The 17,476-nt window shown below is 59.2% G+C and carries 19 protein-coding genes; 2 read left to right on the top strand and 17 right to left on the bottom strand.

From position 1 onward, the window contains the following. Positions 1–21: 21 nt before the first annotated feature. The 11 genes from LIS66_RS05660 to LIS66_RS05610 form a co-directional block, all read right to left on the bottom strand. A complete protein-coding gene (locus LIS66_RS05660) occupies positions 22–2,484 on the bottom strand; it encodes a phage tail protein (protein ID WP_042607011.1) in 2,463 nt (820 codons plus the stop codon). Then, a complete protein-coding gene (locus LIS66_RS05655) occupies positions 2,485–3,120 on the bottom strand; it encodes a phage tail protein I (protein ID WP_042607010.1) in 636 nt (211 codons plus the stop codon). It abuts the gene before it with no gap. Beyond that, positions 3,117–4,112 (bottom strand): baseplate J/gp47 family protein, encoded by a 996-nt coding sequence (locus LIS66_RS05650; protein ID WP_042607009.1) that lies wholly within the window; start codon positions 4,110–4,112, stop codon positions 3,117–3,119. Before LIS66_RS05650 ends, LIS66_RS05655 begins: the two co-directional genes overlap by 4 nt. Then, entirely contained in the window at positions 4,109–4,441 is a 333-nt protein-coding gene (locus tag LIS66_RS05645; protein WP_042607008.1) for a phage baseplate protein, read from the bottom strand. The genes LIS66_RS05650 and LIS66_RS05645 overlap by 4 nt, the downstream gene beginning before the upstream one ends. A gap of 14 nt (positions 4,442–4,455) precedes the next feature. Further along, positions 4,456–5,064 (bottom strand): phage baseplate assembly protein V, encoded by a 609-nt coding sequence (locus LIS66_RS05640; protein WP_042607007.1) that lies wholly within the window; start codon positions 5,062–5,064, stop codon positions 4,456–4,458. 3 nt (positions 5,065–5,067) lie between these two features. Next, positions 5,068–5,589: a hypothetical protein gene (locus tag LIS66_RS05635; RefSeq protein ID WP_227973785.1), complete on the bottom strand. Its 522-nt coding sequence runs from the start codon at positions 5,587–5,589 to the stop codon at positions 5,068–5,070. 71 nt (positions 5,590–5,660) lie between these two features. Next, positions 5,661–5,999 carry a phage holin family protein gene (locus tag LIS66_RS05630; RefSeq protein ID WP_042607005.1) on the bottom strand — a complete coding sequence of 113 codons (339 nt, stop codon included), beginning with the start codon at positions 5,997–5,999 and terminating at the stop codon, positions 5,661–5,663. Positions 6,000–6,138: 139 nt separating this feature from the next. Next, a complete protein-coding gene (locus LIS66_RS05625; RefSeq protein WP_227973784.1) occupies positions 6,139–6,231 on the bottom strand; it encodes a phage tail assembly chaperone in 93 nt (30 codons plus the stop codon). 17 nt (positions 6,232–6,248) lie between these two features. After that, positions 6,249–6,665: a hypothetical protein gene (locus tag LIS66_RS05620; protein ID WP_042607003.1), complete on the bottom strand. Its 417-nt coding sequence runs from the start codon at positions 6,663–6,665 to the stop codon at positions 6,249–6,251. Between the two features lie 129 nt (positions 6,666–6,794). Continuing rightward, complete coding sequence (locus LIS66_RS05615; RefSeq protein ID WP_227973783.1) at positions 6,795–7,223, bottom strand: tail fiber assembly protein; 429 nt, start codon at positions 7,221–7,223, stop codon at positions 6,795–6,797. A 542-nt stretch (positions 7,224–7,765) separates the two neighbouring features. After that, positions 7,766–8,500 (bottom strand): LexA family transcriptional regulator, encoded by a 735-nt coding sequence (locus LIS66_RS05610; RefSeq protein ID WP_042607001.1) that lies wholly within the window; start codon positions 8,498–8,500, stop codon positions 7,766–7,768. Positions 8,501–8,711: 211 nt separating this feature from the next. Here LIS66_RS05610 and mutS point away from each other — a divergent pair, with 211 nt between their 5' ends. Further along, a complete protein-coding gene (gene mutS, locus LIS66_RS05605) occupies positions 8,712–11,294 on the top strand; it encodes a DNA mismatch repair protein MutS (protein ID WP_042607000.1) in 2,583 nt (860 codons plus the stop codon). Positions 11,295–11,457: 163 nt separating this feature from the next. Continuing rightward, the gene (gene fdxA, locus LIS66_RS05600; RefSeq protein WP_042606999.1) at positions 11,458–11,781 is read left to right on the top strand and encodes a ferredoxin FdxA; all 324 of its coding nucleotides are present in this window, start codon (positions 11,458–11,460) and stop codon (positions 11,779–11,781) included. A gap of 529 nt (positions 11,782–12,310) precedes the next feature. On the opposite strand, the gene rpoS is transcribed toward fdxA, so the two are convergent. The 6 genes from rpoS to ispF all read right to left on the bottom strand — a co-directional run bounded on the left by rpoS (position 12,311) and on the right by ispF (position 17,448). Next, positions 12,311–13,321: an RNA polymerase sigma factor RpoS gene (rpoS, locus tag LIS66_RS05595; RefSeq protein ID WP_042606998.1), complete on the bottom strand. Its 1,011-nt coding sequence runs from the start codon at positions 13,319–13,321 to the stop codon at positions 12,311–12,313. 106 nt (positions 13,322–13,427) lie between these two features. Then, positions 13,428–14,297 (bottom strand): peptidoglycan DD-metalloendopeptidase family protein, encoded by an 870-nt coding sequence (locus tag LIS66_RS05590; RefSeq protein WP_041478115.1) that lies wholly within the window; start codon positions 14,295–14,297, stop codon positions 13,428–13,430. A 211-nt stretch (positions 14,298–14,508) separates the two neighbouring features. Beyond that, the gene (locus tag LIS66_RS05585; protein ID WP_160768345.1) at positions 14,509–15,144 is read right to left on the bottom strand and encodes a protein-L-isoaspartate(D-aspartate) O-methyltransferase; all 636 of its coding nucleotides are present in this window, start codon (positions 15,142–15,144) and stop codon (positions 14,509–14,511) included. Positions 15,145–15,182: 38 nt separating this feature from the next. Continuing rightward, positions 15,183–15,932: a 5'/3'-nucleotidase SurE gene (gene surE / locus LIS66_RS05580; RefSeq protein WP_227973782.1), complete on the bottom strand. Its 750-nt coding sequence runs from the start codon at positions 15,930–15,932 to the stop codon at positions 15,183–15,185. Next, positions 15,920–16,978: a tRNA pseudouridine(13) synthase TruD gene (gene truD / locus LIS66_RS05575; protein ID WP_227973781.1), complete on the bottom strand. Its 1,059-nt coding sequence runs from the start codon at positions 16,976–16,978 to the stop codon at positions 15,920–15,922. The genes surE and truD overlap by 13 nt, the downstream gene beginning before the upstream one ends. Then, positions 16,975–17,448: a 2-C-methyl-D-erythritol 2,4-cyclodiphosphate synthase gene (gene ispF / locus LIS66_RS05570; protein WP_042606995.1), complete on the bottom strand. Its 474-nt coding sequence runs from the start codon at positions 17,446–17,448 to the stop codon at positions 16,975–16,977. Before ispF ends, truD begins: the two co-directional genes overlap by 4 nt. Between the last annotated feature and the right edge of the window lie 28 nt (positions 17,449–17,476).

Below are 17,476 nucleotides of genomic sequence, written 5' to 3'. Positions count from 1 at the left end.
ATCCTCAACCAGTTCTTCGCCTCAACGGCCGATCGCCAGGAAATAAAATTGTGCAGGGGTGGGCCCAATGTTGCGAATAGTCACGTTGGCCTTACTCTGGGCGCGAACCTGACCGATATAGGTCGACCCCGTCGGCGCATCTACCGCAGCGTTGGGATAAGTGGTAAACACGGCTGGCACGAACAACGGGAACGCTACGGGGAAAGCCTGGAGGTAATTTGCGCCGGATGCGATTGCGTTCGTCATCCCCCACTGAATGATCAAACCTCCAAGCCAGGTTGGAAATACAACGTAGTTACTTCCCAAGTTTTCAGAAATTCCAATCGAAAATCCCCAGCGCATTTTCTTTGGAGTGACGACAGTTTTGTCATCAGTGCCAGCGTCTGTCTGGGTTTGAGTGGCGACTTTTGCTGTGCCTTGATTCAGTTCAGTCGCTTGCTGCGCCATCACAGCCAACGCAGCTATATCGATGTTTCCCTGGTTGACCGAAGCGTTCCAGGCTTTGATGCACCAGATGACAGCGATGTTGCGTGGACGTGTTTCAGCAGAGGTGCGCGCCACTCTGGAGGCGTCAAACGTGACGGCGTGATAAGCGTTCTTCTGGCTAACAGGATTCGGCGCTGTGTTCAGGTTACTTCTTTCAAAGGCTCCACTTGCGGAAGTGATGTCGAGGTAGCCGTCAAAGACACCGGTTACGTTCTGCAAAGTGTCAATCTGATAACTGCCGAGGTCACGGTTGCTATCAACACCCCGTCCATGATCCCAACCCCGCAAAAATTCCCCACGCGAATCTGGCAGCCGGAAGTTGCCTGCGCCCTCGTCGCCCTTGTTGAATTTCGTACCGAGATACGCGGCCAGATCAGGATAAGCCGCAACGCTCTGCACACTGCCGTCGAGCTCCAGATATCCAGGGGCGACGATGCCGGTCGGAAAGGCCAGAACAGCGCCCACCGGAACGGCGGATTTAAGCCGTTCAACTTCCTTGGCCAGTGCGGCGACATCGATGGTTCCCTGATTGACCGGGGCGTTCCAGGCTTTGATGCACCACATCACGGCGATGTTGCGGGGGCGGGTTTCTGTTGCAGAACCATAGTTGTAAGTTCTGACGCTACCAATTGACAGCTCGGCGTTGTCCCCTCCGAACGTGGAACGTAACGCCCAATCCGCTGCCGTATCCTTCAATACGACGGATGGAATTTCGCCGTTAGGATCGACAGCCTGCCCGCCGCCGGAACCTGTCGGAAGATAATGGCTGTGTGCCTTTAAGGTATCGGTTTGCGAACTGCCGATTCCCCGACCTCCATCAACACCCCGCCCATGATCCCAGCCACGCAAAAACTCCCCACGCGCCTCCGGCAACCGGAAATTCCCAACACCCTCGTCACCCTTGTTGAACTTGCCGCCCAGATAAGCGCTCAAGTCCGGGTAAGTCGCGCTGCTCTTGACGCTGTTATCCAACTCAAGAAACCCCGGTGGCGGCGCATCAACCGGAAAGGCCACAATCGAACCTACGGGCAACGCCGAAGCCTTGGCAATCAGCGCTTCAACTTCAGCCTTAGTGTACGAATCCTTGATACCAAATCCGGCCAGCGTCTCCGGGTTTGCACCCGCAGTCGCGCGGCCATATTCATCGACCGTCAGACTCTTGTAAGTCCCGGCAGCAATGCCGGTGCGCCCGGCGAGCATCTTGAACGTCAATGCTGTGGTGCCGAGGTTGATCGGTGCGTTGGTAGTCAGGTGCCACAGCGAATCTCCATTCGCTACGCCCTCCTCCACCATCACAGTCAGGCCCGGGGTAACCTTGGCGCTGCTGTTGGCATCGGTCGCCCGCAGCCAGTCACCATTGGCGACGATCCACAGACCGTTGTCCTTGGCCAGGGTCTGGCTCGGCAGCAGCACGCGGTCACCGGCAACCACGGCAACACCATCGATCTGCTGGGCGCCTTTCAGTACGACATTGCCAGTCGCAGCGACGCGCACCGATTGCTTGCCATCGAGCTTGCCGAGTTCTTCGGCCAGGTAACTCATAACCCAGGCACGGGTCGCCTTGACCACCGTGTCATCGATCAACAACGTTACCAGCGAGGCATTGCTGGTCTCGAAAATCGAGCGGATGTAGAACTCTTTACCCGACCCCGAGTTGGCGAGAACCGGTTTGAACGACTCCGGATATTTGACGATGGCGTAGAGAATGCCGGTGTCGGTCCACAACCCGGCTTCTCGCACGTACCAGCCGCCGACGTCCGGCGGGATGGTGACTTCGGCGAGCAGCCAGCTCGGATTCTTCTCATCCTGGAACAGTGCGTTGATCGGTCCGCGCCAGACTTCACGGGCCAGCGCGGTCGCGGTGGCAGACGGGTTGTAGACCTTGTCATTGCCGTCGCCGACAGAAAAATGCGTCAACTTGATCGGCACGCCCGCGGCCTTGCACGCCGTTTCGTAGGCAATCCCTGCGTTGGTGAGCAGGGTGTAATAGTCAGCCATTCAGGCCCCCTGAGGATAAATAGTGGATGTTTCGACGGTGTACAACGCAGCGGCCAGGAACGCCTCGCCAGAGGTTTCAAGGCCTTCGATGAACACCGGATAAACCGTGGTCAGCTCGCCGCAAAATGTCGCGGCGCCGATGACGTGATTGCCGAATGCGCTCAAGCCCACCGACACGGTGAGAATGTCCCGCTCGCTTTTCGCATCGGCCAGGCGTCGGTCGAGACGGGCGTCGATTTCTTCGCTGTAGGGTTGCTCGCTGAAGGCACGCACGGAAAAACTGTACGGCGCGCCGGGCGGCGTCTGTTCGTACCAGGCGCGGATTTCCGGGCGCAGTTGCAAACCCTTGGCAGCGTTTTCCAGCGCCTTGCGAGTGCCGGCCTGGCGCGCGGTGGGCCAGGCCAGTTCGACGGTCAGGCGTTTTTCAGCTTCAGGTGCGGCGGTGCTCCATTCAGCAACACCGCGATCCGCAGCCAGATACGGCAGAAAGGCGACCGGGGTTTCTGCGGGATTCATCAGTTCCGGGAACGGCGGTGCGATGCGATCAAGCAAGGCGCCAAAGCCCAGATCCAGACCTCGTTCCAGTGCCGAACTGTTGGCCGGCAGCAGCGTTGGGCGCTGAGTTTTTTCACTCATAGCGTCAGCACCTCAACCTCGACCGCCGTGCAATACGGCGCTTGAAACGCCGTCGTCACGATCGGCGCCAGCGGTTCGAGAATCTGCAGTTGCACGGCACCGGCGCTGTGCAGCGTGTAGTCGATCCAGCTCGGATCGACCCGGCCTTCGAGGCGATGGCAACTGTCGGCGTAGGCCTGCAATTGTTGCTGCGCGGCGACTTTGGTCAGGCCCGAATCGGGGCCGGAATTGATTTTGGCGACGACGCGGATTTTGTAGCGCTGGATCTCGGCAGCCTTGACGGTGACGAGGTCGGTTTCCGGGCGCACGTCGGGGCGGGCGAAATGCTGACGGACGCCGTCGAGCAATGCTTCGGAAGGTGTGCCATCGCCTTCGCGCGAAAGCACGGTGACCTGCACTTCCCCCGGCGCGGTGCGCCGCCCGTTGCCATCCTTGACCTGCGCAGCGAGGCCGTCCGGGTTGAAGGTGTAGGTGACGTTTACCACGCCGGAATCAGCAGATTCGACCTGCACCGTTGGCCGCTCGCCAAGCGTGAACACCTCGCGGCGATACTGCATCCGCGAGCCGGCTGCCGGTGCATGGGGGGCGAGGTAGTAGCGCAGGCGCGCATCGTCATCGCTCTCGTAAATTGCCGGCACCGGCGGGAATGCCGCCGGGTCGCCGGGGTCGAGCAATTGCCGCTCCAGCCCCATGTCCGCCAGCCGCGCATCCAGATTGCTGCCGGTCGCCCACCACGCCAGCATCTGCTTGATGCGTGCGTTGTATTTGCGCTCATGGGTTTGCAGACGCACGCAGAACGCTTCCAGCGCGAGGGTCAGCAATTCGCTCTGGTTTTCCAGGCTGGTCTTGAGTTTCTCGGCGCTGGTCGGCGAACGTGCACCGATATACTCGACGACGAAAGTCTTGAACTCTGCGAGCAGGTCTTCGAAGGCCTCAACAGTGATCAGTGAAGGTTCGGCCAACTGATTCTGGCCAGGGATCAGCATGCTCATGTCACCACCTCAAAAGTCTGTTGCCGGTTTTTCCAGGTGCCGGCAAACCGCAGCAGCAGACCGTCGCCGTGACGACTGGCGACAATTACTTGCGGCAGAAAATCGTCGATGCCGTTTTGCGGGTTGTAGAACGCCTGCGCGGCGTGGCTCTGCGCCAGAAGCAGAACGTCGTCACCGAGGTTCTGCCCAAGCAATGTAGGGATCAGCGATCCATACAAAGGGCGTTTTTGCCGGGTGCCCAGCGGCGTGGTCAGGGCCCGGGTCGCGCGCTGCACAAACTGCAGCCAGTCGTCGACCGTGGCCCCGTTGTCTCTATCGATTCCAATCATGGCAAGCTCTTGAATCAGGGGCTGATGATGCGGCCCTGGTGGTCGACCAAGGGGCCGCTGAAGTGCACGCCCGAGGCGTCGATGCTCAGGCCGACTGCGCCCAGTTGCAGGGTGATCAGTTGTGGCGTCATGGCCAGACGTGCCGGGCCGATGCTCAGTTCGAGCGACTCGCGAGACCCGATGAATTGCGTGGGTCCGTTCAGCCAGTGCAAGGCGTGGCTGGCGTCGTCGTAACCGCTTTCACTGCCGTCCTGATGCACCCGACGGGTCAGCGTCGGTACAGTCGACGCAGGGGGGAAACGGTCACTGTTCAAGCCGAATAACGCGACACTCTGCGCACCGCTTTCACCGCTGCCATAGTTGAACAGCAGACACTGCTCGCCCACGGTCGGGATGCGCGATTCGCTTTGCGTACCGGCACTAGGGTTGAAGAACTTGATCGCCGGCGTGAGCAATCCGCCATGGCTGACCTGGCAAGTGTTGCTCGCCGCATCGACCGACTGACAGATACCAATACGGCAGAAACTCTCGGCGCGGCGATGCAGGTCTTCGATTTCCGCTTCCATTTCCGCCAGACGCTCAATGATCGGGCCGAGCTGCATACGCAGTAATGCGTCGAACATTGGTCAATCCTCCAGCGCGGTGTATTGCTCGGGATCGTCGATATTGCTGACTTCCCAGGTGCGGGCAAATTTGGGCACGCCGAGCGGATCGTCGAGCAGGGTCGGACCGAGGTAGAGGGTCTGCTCGAAGGTCAGGGTCCAGGCCTTGTATTGTTGATCGGCACGGATAAGCAACGAGGGCAATCCGTCGATATTCATGGGCAGATCGCATTGGTCGCCGGGCAATCCCCAGCGATTGTCGGTGATCAGGTTTTTCAGCACAGCGATCAGGTCGCACGAAGCAAAAGCGGTCGCAGAAAGCGCCGGGACGACTTGCAGTGACAACGTCATTACATGAGCGATACGCCCATCAGCGGCGCGCACGCCGGATGCATTCCGGTCAAAGTCGATCAGTACCCAGGCCTGATCGCCCGCCGCTGTGAAGTCATCGTGACTGCCGACATTGACGTTCAAACCGGTGGTGTTACGCAGGGTCGTCGCGATGGCTGTAAACAGGTGCGACGGCTGTTGGATCGGTGTGGGCATAGATGACCTCCTTTTCAATCGTCCACGCGCAGCCCTGCCGCCAAAATGGCGGCACGGAGAAATATTCAGGGTTAAGGGTGGTCGCGCGGCGGGACTTCGCAGACGCCGATGCGCTTGGCCGCCCAGCGTTCGTAAAGACCGATGGCGACGTCGGCGCCGGCCATCGCGGTCAGGCAGCCGAACGCGCCAGCGGCCCAGATCGACAAGCCTGCGGCGTACAGCAGCATGATCGCCGAGACGCCGCAGATCATGCAGGCGCCGGAGCGCAGGGCCAGACGCCGCACCAGCGACCAGCCGCGTGCGCCCTCCTTGTCGGCGCGCCACATTTCGCCGGACACCCCACCGATCACGGCGAGCAGGATGACCAGCCAGATCGGCATGTCCGCCAACGCTTGTTGCTCGTTTGTCATGTCACGCCTCCGTGGGCAGTGGGTGATAGATGGGAATTGAGTTCAAATAATGTCTCTTCAGGCAGGCATTCCAAAAAGCCCGGCCTTGCGCCAGGCTTTTCAGTAATGCGGTCCCGCCGATCGATTACTCGGGCTGGAATCAGTAAGGTGCGACTGGCCACGTGATGTTCGCCGGATAACCCGACTGCTGATCGATGTCGCTGAGGGCGATGCAGTATTGCTTGTGGGCCAACAGCCGGGCCCTGTCGCTTATGGCACTTCAGGCCAAATGACGCTCAGTGGATAGCCCGGCTGTTTGTTGACTTGGCTCATCTCGATGAAGAACTGCTTGTAGGCGAGCAGTGCGGCCTCTTCAGCAGGTGTTGCCAGCCCCAGTTCGACTTTTTGTACCAGCGCTGACGATGCCAGGGTGAAGTTGACTTTATCGAAGCGAGTCACTCGTTCGTTACGCATGCGAATAGCCAACAGGGTCGGTTGCCCCCACATGTCGCTATCGGTAAATGTCCAGACGCCGTCGGTGTTCACCGCGTTCCAGGAATAATCGATCTTGGGCAATGCGCTGACATCCACCCAGACCTGGTCCGCCGGAAACTCATCGGTGATCGGGTTAGCGGTTTCATAAATGTTATCGACTTGGCCAGCAACGACACGTGCGTACTTCTTCATGCTCATTATCCTTATTGAGTGCCGGCATTCCGGCGTTGCAGTGCTGCCTTGGTAGGCATTCCAAAAGCCCGGTAATTTCCAGACTTTCCAGTGTGCGTTGGTTTTGATTGTTTTGGTCAGGATGACGAATCAGAAGGGAGCGATCGGCCAGCTGATCTCGGTCGGATAACCCGCCTGGTTTTTTACTTCATCGAGGGCAATAACGTATTGCTTGAAAGTCAACAACAGGACCTGTTCGGCGGGGCTGGCCACACCGAGCTCAACTTTGTATTGCAGGGTGTGGTGTGGCAGCCAGTCGAGAGCGGCAAGCAGCAGCATTCTCACGCGGCCAGCGGCAATGGCGATTTGATCGTCATGAGTGGGTGCATTGAATGTCGGTCCGGAAGCGCTGTTGCGGGAAATCCATCCCACCTGCACGACTGTATTTTCTGCTACCCGCAACCAGAAACCAGTGGACCCGTCCGGCACTGGGGGGGAGGTGTAGCTATCAGTATCAACGACCTGTACGACAACAGAGAAGCTGGTACCGGCGGATTCAAGAAGCACGTATCGGTTCATATATGTTTTCCTTTGATTGACTGGCAAATACCGTTCTGCGCATCTGCGCACCTTTCATCGAAGCTGATGAACAAGGCAGGCATTCCAAAAAGCCCGGCGCTTGCACGCCGGGCTTTTCAGTAATGCGCTCCTTCGCCTTCCTTCAAATCCTGTGTTCGAGAAGGAAGCTGACTTTTCGGCGCTACTGGCGCGGTACGAGTCCGTTCAAATTGTTTTTCCGACCGCGGTCCCTGCCCGCCGGATAACTGCTTCTGGTGCTTTACGCTGCACACCCGGGTCAGTTGCCAACCCTCTGAACCGTTGAGGCCGGTTCATCGCTGCCTGTTCTTGTGGAACTAAAGAGCTTGTCTTGCCAGCCGCTTTGTCGAGCGGCTTGGCGGCAAGAATATGCATGGATGCATATACAGTCAATGCATAAATGCATTTATTTATGCATTTGTTTTGCACGCATGCATGGAAACCGCGCAGGACAAGGGCTGGATGGATTTCTGCAGGCGAAAAAAAACCTGCCGAGCGGCAGGTTTCAGTTGGATCGAAAGGGGTTAGCGGGCGTACATGCCCCACCAGAAGACGTGACCGAGGATAACGATCTGCTCTTCCTGGATTTCCTGGAAGCTGTAGTCCTCGTCCGGATGCTCGTCCCGGTTGAAGCTGCGCAGACGAATGCCGGTGGGCAGTCGATAGAGTTGCTTCACGCGCAACTGGCCGTTGTGATTGATCGCATACAGGTCGCCATCAATGATGTCGCCAATACCGCACTTGCCGGCGTTGACGCCGACAGTCGCCCCATCGCGCAGGACCGGTAACATGCTGTTGCCGCGCACCGTTACGCATTTGGCCTGGTCGAACTGCACGCCGTTGTGGCGCAGGCTGCGCTTGCCGAAGCGCAGGCTGGAGCGTTCGCTCTCTTCGATGACGAATCTTCCTGATCCAGCTGCCAATTCAACCTCGCGTAGAAAGGGCACGGACACTTCGTCATCCTCGACGGGGGTGTCATCGTCCCACAGCATGATGTCCTTGAGTTCCGCATGCACGTCTTCGCGGGCGCCGCCCGCGGTCGATGCAACGTCCGCACGCCCGCGCAATTGATCGGTGCTGACGTTGAAGTATTCAGCGATCTTCGAGATGTGCTTATCCGAAGGATCGACAATCTTCCCGCTGAGAATCCGCGAGAGCGTGGATTGAGGCACGCCGGTGCGACGGTGGAGCTCCGTGGGGGAGATCCCGTGCTGGTCGAGCAGTGCTCTTAAGACGGAGGAAACGTTGCGTTTTTGCATAACGCGCATAGTGCTTGAAGTTTTTCGTGAAGACAAATGCTGATTTGCATAAATCGTGCATGGATCAACTTTTCTCTGCAAGTAAAGGCTCACCCGACCGCAGCGCCTGCGTCAGGCAGACCGCCCATGGTAACCTTGCGCCCATCGCGGAAAAGCCCGGCCACTGCCCGCGCTTTGCCCTACATCTTCTAACGAGTTGCCCGACAATCCGATGAATAAAGCCGTCTCCGACCTGTCCTCCCACACTCCGATGATGCAGCAATACTGGCGCCTGAAGAACCAGCACCCGGATCAGCTGATGTTCTATCGCATGGGCGATTTCTACGAGATCTTCTACGAAGATGCGAAGAAAGCCGCCAAGTTGCTGGACATCACCCTGACCGCGCGCGGGCAGTCGGCAGGTCAGGCGATTCCGATGTGTGGGATTCCTTACCATGCGGCGGAAGGGTACCTGGCGAAACTGGTCAAGCTCGGCGAGTCTGTGGTGATTTGCGAGCAGGTCGGCGACCCGGCCACCAGCAAAGGCCCGGTCGAGCGCCAGGTGGTGCGGATCATCACGCCGGGGACGGTCAGTGATGAAGCGCTGCTGGATGAGCGCCGCGATAACCTGATTGCAGCGGTATTGGGCGATGAGCGTCTATTCGGTCTGGCGGTGCTGGACATCACCAGCGGCAACTTCACCGTGCTCGAGATCAAAGGCTGGGAAAACCTGCTCGCGGAACTGGAGCGGGTCAACCCGGTGGAATTGCTGATTCCGGATGACTGGCCGAAAGACCTGCCAGCAGAAAAACGCCGTGGCGTACGCCGTCGCGCGCCGTGGGATTTCGAGCGTGATTCGGCGCTGAAAAGTCTCTGCCAGCAGTTTTCCACTCAGGACCTGAAAGGCTTCGGCTGCGAGAACCTGACCCTGGCCATTGGCGCCGCCGGTTGCCTGTTGGCCTACGCCAAGGAAACCCAGCGCACTGCCCTTCCCCACTTGCGCAGCCTGCGTCACGAACGTCTCGACGACACCGTGGTGCTCGACGGCGCCAGCCGGCGCAATCTGGAGCTGGACACTAACCTGGCCGGCGGCCGAGATAACACCCTGCAATCGGTGGTCGATCGCTGCCAGACCGCCATGGGCAGCCGCTTGCTCACTCGTTGGCTGAACCGGCCGTTGCGCGACCTCACCGTGCTGCTGGCACGCCAGACGTCGATCCGCTGCCTGCTCGACGGTTATCGCTTTGAAAAGCTGCAACCGCAGCTCAAGGAAATCGGCGACATCGAGCGGATTCTCGCGCGGATCGGTCTGCGCAATGCCCGCCCTCGCGACCTCGCACGTCTGCGTGATGCCCTCGGCGCGCTGCCCGAACTGCAAGTGGCGATGACCGATCTGGAGGCGCCGCACTTGCAGCATCTGGCGGCCACCACCAGCACCTATCCGGAATTGGCTGCATTGCTGGAAAAAGCCATCATCGATAACCCGCCAGCGGTGATCCGTGACGGCGGCGTGTTGAAAACCGGTTACGACAGCGAACTCGATGAACTGCAATCACTGAGCGAAAACGCCGGCCAGTTCCTCATCGATCTCGAAGCCCGGGAGAAGGCCCGTACCGGTCTGGCCAATCTGAAAGTCGGCTACAACCGCATCCACGGCTACTTCATCGAACTGCCGAGCAAGCAGGCCGAATCGGCGCCGGCCGACTACATCCGCCGCCAGACCTTGAAAGGCGCCGAGCGCTTCATCACCCCTGAGCTGAAAGAGTTCGAAGACAAGGCACTGTCCGCCAAGAGTCGCGCGCTGGCCCGGGAGAAGATGCTGTACGAAGCGCTGCTGGAAGATCTGATCAGCCAGTTGCCGCCGTTGCAGGACACCGCGGGGGCTTTGGCCGAACTGGACGTGTTGAGCAACCTCGCCGAGCGTGCGCTGAACCTCGATCTGAACTGCCCGCAATTTGTCAGCGAGCCGTGCATGCGCATCACCCAGGGTCGTCACCCGGTGGTCGAGCAAGTGTTGACCACACCGTTCGTGGCCAACGATCTGAGCCTCGACGACAACACGCGCATGCTGGTGATTACCGGCCCGAACATGGGCGGTAAATCCACCTACATGCGTCAGACCGCGCTGATCGTATTGCTGGCGCATATCGGCAGTTTCGTACCGGCCGCCAGTTGCGAGTTGTCGCTGGTCGACCGCATCTTCACCCGCATCGGTTCCAGCGATGACCTCGCCGGTGGCCGTTCGACCTTCATGGTCGAGATGAGCGAAACCGCCAACATCCTGCATAACGCCACCGAACGCAGTCTGGTGCTGATGGACGAAGTCGGCCGCGGCACCAGCACCTTCGACGGTCTGTCGCTGGCGTGGGCAGCCGCCGAGCGCTTGGCCCATCTGCGCGCCTATACCCTGTTCGCCACGCACTATTTTGAACTGACCGTGCTGCCAGAAGCCGAACCTCTGGTAGCCAACGTGCATCTCAACGCTACCGAGCACAACGAGCGCATCGTGTTCCTGCACCACGTTCTGCCCGGGCCTGCCAGCCAGAGCTATGGCCTGGCGGTGGCGCAACTGGCGGGTGTGCCGAGCGAAGTGATCCTGCGCGCGCGTGAGCATTTGAGTCGGCTGGAAGACACCGCCCTGCCCCACGAGGCGCCGAAACCTGCAGCCAAGGGCAAACCGTCGACGCCGCAGCAAAGCGACATGTTCGCCTCGCTGCCACATCCGGTGCTGGACGAATTAGCCAAAGTCGACCTCGACGACATGACGCCACGGCGTGCGCTCGAAATGCTCTATGCACTGAAGAACCGGATATAAGCACTGAAGAAGCGGATATAACGCAAATCGCTTCAAGCTGTTAGAATCTCGCGCGGTTCGGGATGCTGCTGGCTCATAGCCTGGTCAGCAGGTATCGCTCCCGAACCTGGCGACCCCAACCGTGAAGGGGCTACGCTGCCGCCGCCTGAGGAGAAAATTAGAAATGACCTTCGTCGTCACCGACAACTGCATCAAGTGCAAGTACACCGACTGCGTAGAAGTCTGTCCGGTGGACTGCTTTTACGAAGGCCCGAACTTCCTGGTGATCCACCCGGACGAGTGCATCGATTGCGCGCTGTGTGAACCAGAATGCCCGGCTGTGGCGATCTTCTCGGAAGATGAGATCCCCAGCGGCATGGAAAACTTCATCGAGCTCAATGCCGAGCTGGCGGATGTCTGGCCGAACATCACCGAGCGCAAGGATCCCCTTCCGGAGTCTGCCGAGTGGGATGGCAAGCCGAACAAGATCGAACAACTCGAACGCTGATCTGCCCCGCGTTCGAATGAAAAGGCCCCTTGCGGGCCTTTTTTCTTTTTGCAGAGATTACTTTTCTGCAGGCGAAAAAAGGGGCGGTATGACCCGCCCACATTTTTTCCCTATTCCCTGTATTCCTTTTCATCGTCCTGATGAATCGCCTCCTGCGATGTCCGTTCCCCTCTTCCTTGAAGGGCGTGTCTGTCCGTCGACACAGTTGAGATATTAGAGAGTTTCCCCAGACGAGCAATTGGCCTCAGGCACGCGCTCGCGCTGTCATAAGCGCATAACATTTACATGAAACCCAATAGAAACAGACGGTTGCGTAATGGAAGCGAACGCAATCGCCTTCCACCGAAGTGTAAAAATAACGAACACTTACGGCATAGTAAGCAAAGGCTTACAGCGCGAGACTACAAATTCAGAAATTGCCAACCGCTTGTCTGGTGGCTGCCGAAAGCACGATTAGCCGTGCTCGAAAAACAAAAAGCCCCGGCTGATCAAATCAGCCGGGGCTTTTTGCGGGCGGTCGGGCAAGCGCTTATTGAAACAGCGACTCGCTCGACAGGCCATTTTTCTCAAGGATCTCGCGAAGGCGCTTGAGGCCCTCCACCTGGATCTGCCGTACCCGTTCACGGGTCAGACCGATCTCCAGGCCTACGTCCTCCAGCGTGCTGCTTTCGTGACCGCGCAGGCCGAAGCGGCGGATCACCACCTCGCGCTGCTTGTCGGTCAGTTCCGACAGCCATTGATCAATGCTTTGCGACAGGTCGTCATCCTGCAGCAGTTCGCACGGATCGGTCGGACGATCGTCAGTGAGGGTGTCCAGCAGGGTTTTATCCGAATCCGGACCCAGCGAGACGTCGACCGAAGAAACCCGTTCATTCAGGCCGAGCATGCGCTTGACCTCGCCCACCGGTTTTTCCAGCAGGTTGGCAATTTCTTCGGGTGAAGGTTCGTGATCGAGTTTTTGCGTCAGCTCCCGTGCAGCCCGCAGGTACACATTGAGCTCCTTGACCACATGAATCGGCAACCGGATGGTCCGGGTCTGATTCATGATCGCGCGTTCGATGGTCTGACGGATCCACCACGTGGCGTAGGTCGAGAAGCGGAAGCCGCGCTCGGGATCAAATTTTTCTACCGCGCGGATCAATCCGAGGTTGCCCTCTTCAATCAGATCCAGCAGCGACAGCCCCCGATTGACGTAACGCCGAGCGATCTTGACGACCAGCCGCAGGTTACTTTCGATCATGCGCTTGCGTCCGGCCGGGTCGCCACTTTGCGACAAGCGCGCAAAATGAACTTCTTCTTCCGGGGAGAGCAGAGGGGAAAAGCCGATTTCGTTGAGATACAGCTGCGTGGCATCAAGTGCCCGGGTGTAGTCGATGTACTTGTGTTGTTTAAGTGAAGCGGATTGTCTGGATTTGGAACGAACGGAAGGTGGAGCAGCCCCTTCATCATTCGACATCGAAGATTCCGAATCGATGCCGGCCTCCATAAGGAGAACCTCATCGTCGATGTCAAACTCCGGCACTTCTTTACTGAGAGCCATTGTTATAGTCCTTTGGTGAGTTCGACCCCAAGCTCAAGCGACGCCTTTATCCTTGGCAACGCTGGAGCCTGTCCCCTCTACGCGACGGAACAGGCTGGCCTTCAAATCAACGTCTTGGCAGGAACTGCAGCGGATCCACTGGTTTACCTTGGCGGCGAATCTCAAAATGCAGTTTCACCCGGTCTGTACCCGTTGACCCCATTTCGGCAATTGTCTGTCCGACCTTGACCTGCTGCCCCTCCCGAACCAACAGCCTGCGGTTATGTCCGTAAGCACTGACGTAGGTTTCGCTGTGTTTGATGATCACCAATTCGCCGTAGCCCCTTAAGCCACTCCCGGCGTATACGACGGTCCCATCAGACGCAGCTAAAACAGGCTGTCCCAAATCTCCGGCGATATCAATTCCTTTATTCAAACTACCGTTTGAAGAGAATTTTCCAATCAGAACGCCATTAGATGGCCATCCCCAGCCGGTCGGGGCCGGGCCTGCCGGAGGCAGAGGAGCGGGCGCCGGTTTGCTCGCGACGGACGGTACAACCCCTTTGGAACCGGTGGTTGTAGTGGTGGTGGTGCCATTCGCCTGGCGCCGGATTACCGTGGTTTTACTCGACGAAGAAGGTGAAGAACTGGAGTTGCTCACCACCGCCGTCGGTGTTGAACCGCTACGGCCGTCAAAGCGAATTGTCTGACCAGGATGGATCGTATACGGCGTAGGAATGTTGTTCCGCGCGGCGAGGGTTTTGTAGTCCCAGCCGTAACGAAAGGCGATCGAAAACAAAGTATCGCCGGGACGGACTACATACTGCCCGGTGGTGACGGTAGGACGTTGCGCCACCGCATTGTTGCGATCAACAACGCGCACGTTGCTCGATTTGGTGCTGGAGCAACCGACCAGCAAGGTGCTCAAGACAAGGCCAGTCACCAGGCGCTGAAAGCTCGTGTTACCCATACGCTGCGCAATGACTGTGAGACTCACCCGCCGCTCCCTTTGTGGTGGCTGAAAATTCTGAATGCCGCACCGCGGCATGAGGTGTCGCAAGTATAACGGGCCGAATCGGCTTTACCTTTAATGAAGCGAAATCACCGGACGCACACGTTTGCCAGTGGCAAGTACGCTGCGTTTAATCTCTGGCTGCCGCTGTAAGACCGGCGCCGTTGAAAGGAATTCAGCGCCTGTCTGCAAATGCTCAGGCCAGTGGCCCGTTGAGCAAAGGCACGAAGCGGACGGCCCCCAGAACGTGTCGGGAAAAGCCGTGTTCTTCGCGCACGATCAGCATCAGTTGTTGCACTTCACCGGAGCCGACCGGAATCACCATGCGTCCACCGGGCGCCAGTTGATCAAGCAACGCTTGCGGCACGTCGGTCGCCACAGCGGTGACGATGATGCCGTTATACGGCGCCAGCGCCGGCCAGCCTTCCCAGCCATCACCCCAGCGAAACACCACATTACGCAGGTTCAACTCGACCAGACGCTCCTTGGCGCGATCCTGCAGAACCTTGATGCGCTCGACCGAAAACACCCGCTCAACCAGTTGCGACAATACCGCCGTCTGGTAGCCGGAGCCGGTACCGATCTCCAGTACCTTGTCCAACGGGCCCGCCTCCAGCAGCAGCTCGCTCATGCGCGCCACCATGTAAGGCTGGGAAATCGTCTGGTTGTTGCCGATCGGCAGCGCGGTGTCTTCGTAAGCCCGGTGCGCCAGCGCCTCGTCGACAAACAGGTGACGCGGCGTGCGGCGGATCACTTCCAGCACTTTGGCGTTCGACACGCCCTCTTCATACAGACGCTGGATCAGCCGCTCGCGGGTGCGCTGGGAAGTCATGCCTATGCCGCTGCGCAGGCGATCATCATGCTCACGCATCAGCTCAATCCTCCCAGCCAGCCATCGAGACTTCTGAACGCATCATTGAAGGTGCGATCGAGCTGCAACGGCGTGATGGACACATAGCCCTGCATGACGGCATGAAAATCAGTGCCCGGGCCGCCGTCTTCGGCGTCGCCGGCGGCGGCAATCCAGTAACCGGCCTTGCCACGCGGATCGACCACTTTCATCGGCGCCGCCGCGCGGGCGCGATGGCCGAGGCGGGTCAGCTGGATGCCACGGATGTGATCGATAGGCAGATTGGGAATGTTCACGTTGAGCACCGTGCGCGGTGGCAGATCGAGCCCGGCGTGGGCCTCGACCAGCTTACGCGCGATGTACGCCGCCGTCGGCAGGTTATCCACCTGACGCGAGACCAATGAGAATGCAAAGGCTGGACGCTCGAGAAATCGTCCTTCAAGCGCAGCCGCCACGGTTCCGGAATACAGCACGTCGTCACCGAGGTTGGCGCCCAGGTTGATGCCGGAAACCACCATATCGGCCTCGCGTTCCAACAGGCCATTGAGCCCCAGGTGAATGCAATCGGTCGGTGTGCCGTTGAGGCTGATAAAGCCGTTGGCCAGGTATTGCGGGTGCAGCGGACGGTCGAGCGTCAGCGAACTGCTGGCGCCGCTTTTGTCCTGTTCCGGGGCGATAACCACGCATTCGGTGTAATCCGCCAGCGCAGCATAAAGCGCGGCAAGACCGGGTGCGGTTACCCCATCGTCGTTAGAAATCAGAATACGCATGGGCTGTCCGTCTGCCCCACCGGCACCAGATCAACGAGCTCGCGCACCAATACGGTGGCAAAGCATCCGGCCGGGAGGACGAATTCCAGTTGCAGAATGTCAGGTTGGGGATAATGCCACGTCAACCCGCCAATGGGCAGACGCAGGATGCGACGTTCATGGCTCATGCCGGCGTGAATCAACCAGTCGCGCAGATCCGCTTCGCGGGCGGCGATCGCCTGCTCCAGTTCATGGACTGCGCCAGCGGCAGGCGAGTCACCTTCGCCCCACTGCGGACCGGTCGGGTGCAGGTCGAGAATCGCCAGACGCGGGTCGCTGCACTCGGCCTCACCGGCGGGGAAAAAACTGCGGCTGTCGGTGAACGCCAACAGATCGCCGACCAGTGCGGTATTCCAGGTGCCATCGGCGACGCGCGCCGCCAGCACTTGGTTGAAGAGATAACTACGTGCCGTCGACAGCAAGCGCGAACGCACATTGCGCTGTTCCGGCAAGGCCTTGCGTGCGGCCCAGGCACGCGCATCGACAACGTTGCCGCCGTCATGGCCAAAGCGCTGGGCGCCGAAATAATTGGGGATGCCTTGTCTGGCGATCAGTTGCAGCCGCTGTTCGATCGCGTCTCTGTCGCCATTGAATTGAGTCAGGCGCAGGGTGAAGCCATTGGCCGAATGCGCGCCGCGCTGCAGCTTGCGTTTATGGCGCGTGGTCTTGAGGATCTTCAGCGCGTCGTTTTCCGCTGCCGACAGATCCGGATCGGCCTTGCCCGGCAGTTGCACGCTGAACCACTGTCGGGTCAGGGCCTGACGATCCTTGAGCCCGGCATAGCTGACGGTGCGCAACGGCACGCCCGCGGCCTTGGCAATACGCCGCGCCGCTTCTTCGGTATTGAGGCCGCGCTTTTCCACCCAGATCCACAGATGTTCGCCGTCACCGCTGAACGGGATATCCAGCACTTCATCGACCTGAAAATCTTCGGCGATGGCCTTCAGTACCGCTGTGCCGAGGGGCTCGCCATAGGCCCGCGGGCCGAGCAATTGCAGTTCATTCATGCGCGCAGCAACAAGGCAACGGAGTGCACGGCGATGCCTTCTTCGCGACCGACAAAGCCAAGCTTTTCGGTGGTGGTAGCTTTGACGTTCACTTGATCCAACTCAACTTGAAGATCCGCCGCGATCAGCGCGCGCATCGATTCGATATGCGGCGCCATTTTCGGCGCCTGGGCAACGATGGTGTTATCGACGTTGCCGATTTTCCAGCCTTTGGCGTGGATCAGGCTGACCACGTGACGCAACAGCACGCGGCTGTCGGCGCCCTTGAATTGCGGGTCGGTGTCCGGGAAGTGTTTGCCGATATCACCCAGCGCCGCGGCGCCGAGCAAGGCATCGCTCAAGGCGTGCAGCAGGACGTCACCGTCGGAATGAGCGAGCAGCCCGAAGCCGTGTGCAATCCGCACGCCGCCCAGAGTAATGAAATCGCCTTCAGCGAAACGGTGCACATCGTAGCCGTGGCCAATACGCATAAAAAAACGCCCCGATTTTTGTCAGGGC

The organism is Pseudomonas sp. HN2, assembly GCF_020736465.1.
Classification (GTDB): domain Bacteria; phylum Pseudomonadota; class Gammaproteobacteria; order Pseudomonadales; family Pseudomonadaceae; genus Aquipseudomonas; species Aquipseudomonas moraviensis_A.
Note: the sequence above shows the minus strand (reverse complement) of the source record. Positions and strands in the feature narration are given on the sequence as shown.

Coding starts and splice junctions, on each gene's coding strand:
- LIS66_RS05660 (WP_042607011.1), bottom strand. CDS start 2,484: ATGGCTGACTATTACACCCTGCTCACCAACGCAGGGATTGCCTACGAA.
- LIS66_RS05655 (WP_042607010.1), bottom strand. CDS start 3,120: ATGAGTGAAAAAACTCAGCGCCCAACGCTGCTGCCGGCCAACAGTTCG.
- LIS66_RS05650 (WP_042607009.1), bottom strand. CDS start 4,112: ATGAGCATGCTGATCCCTGGCCAGAATCAGTTGGCCGAACCTTCACTG.
- LIS66_RS05645 (WP_042607008.1), bottom strand. CDS start 4,441: ATGATTGGAATCGATAGAGACAACGGGGCCACGGTCGACGACTGGCTG.
- LIS66_RS05640 (WP_042607007.1), bottom strand. CDS start 5,064: ATGTTCGACGCATTACTGCGTATGCAGCTCGGCCCGATCATTGAGCGT.
- LIS66_RS05635 (WP_227973785.1), bottom strand. CDS start 5,589: ATGCCCACACCGATCCAACAGCCGTCGCACCTGTTTACAGCCATCGCG.
- LIS66_RS05630 (WP_042607005.1), bottom strand. CDS start 5,999: ATGACAAACGAGCAACAAGCGTTGGCGGACATGCCGATCTGGCTGGTC.
- LIS66_RS05620 (WP_042607003.1), bottom strand. CDS start 6,665: ATGAAGAAGTACGCACGTGTCGTTGCTGGCCAAGTCGATAACATTTAT.
- LIS66_RS05615 (WP_227973783.1), bottom strand. CDS start 7,223: ATGAACCGATACGTGCTTCTTGAATCCGCCGGTACCAGCTTCTCTGTT.
- LIS66_RS05610 (WP_042607001.1), bottom strand. CDS start 8,500: ATGCAAAAACGCAACGTTTCCTCCGTCTTAAGAGCACTGCTCGACCAG.
- mutS (WP_042607000.1), top strand. CDS start 8,712: ATGAATAAAGCCGTCTCCGACCTGTCCTCCCACACTCCGATGATGCAG.
- fdxA (WP_042606999.1), top strand. CDS start 11,458: ATGACCTTCGTCGTCACCGACAACTGCATCAAGTGCAAGTACACCGAC.
- rpoS (WP_042606998.1), bottom strand. CDS start 13,321: ATGGCTCTCAGTAAAGAAGTGCCGGAGTTTGACATCGACGATGAGGTT.
- LIS66_RS05585 (WP_160768345.1), bottom strand. CDS start 15,144: ATGACTTCCCAGCGCACCCGCGAGCGGCTGATCCAGCGTCTGTATGAA.
- surE (WP_227973782.1), bottom strand. CDS start 15,932: ATGCGTATTCTGATTTCTAACGACGATGGGGTAACCGCACCCGGTCTT.
- truD (WP_227973781.1), bottom strand. CDS start 16,978: ATGAATGAACTGCAATTGCTCGGCCCGCGGGCCTATGGCGAGCCCCTC.
- ispF (WP_042606995.1), bottom strand. CDS start 17,448: ATGCGTATTGGCCACGGCTACGATGTGCACCGTTTCGCTGAAGGCGAT.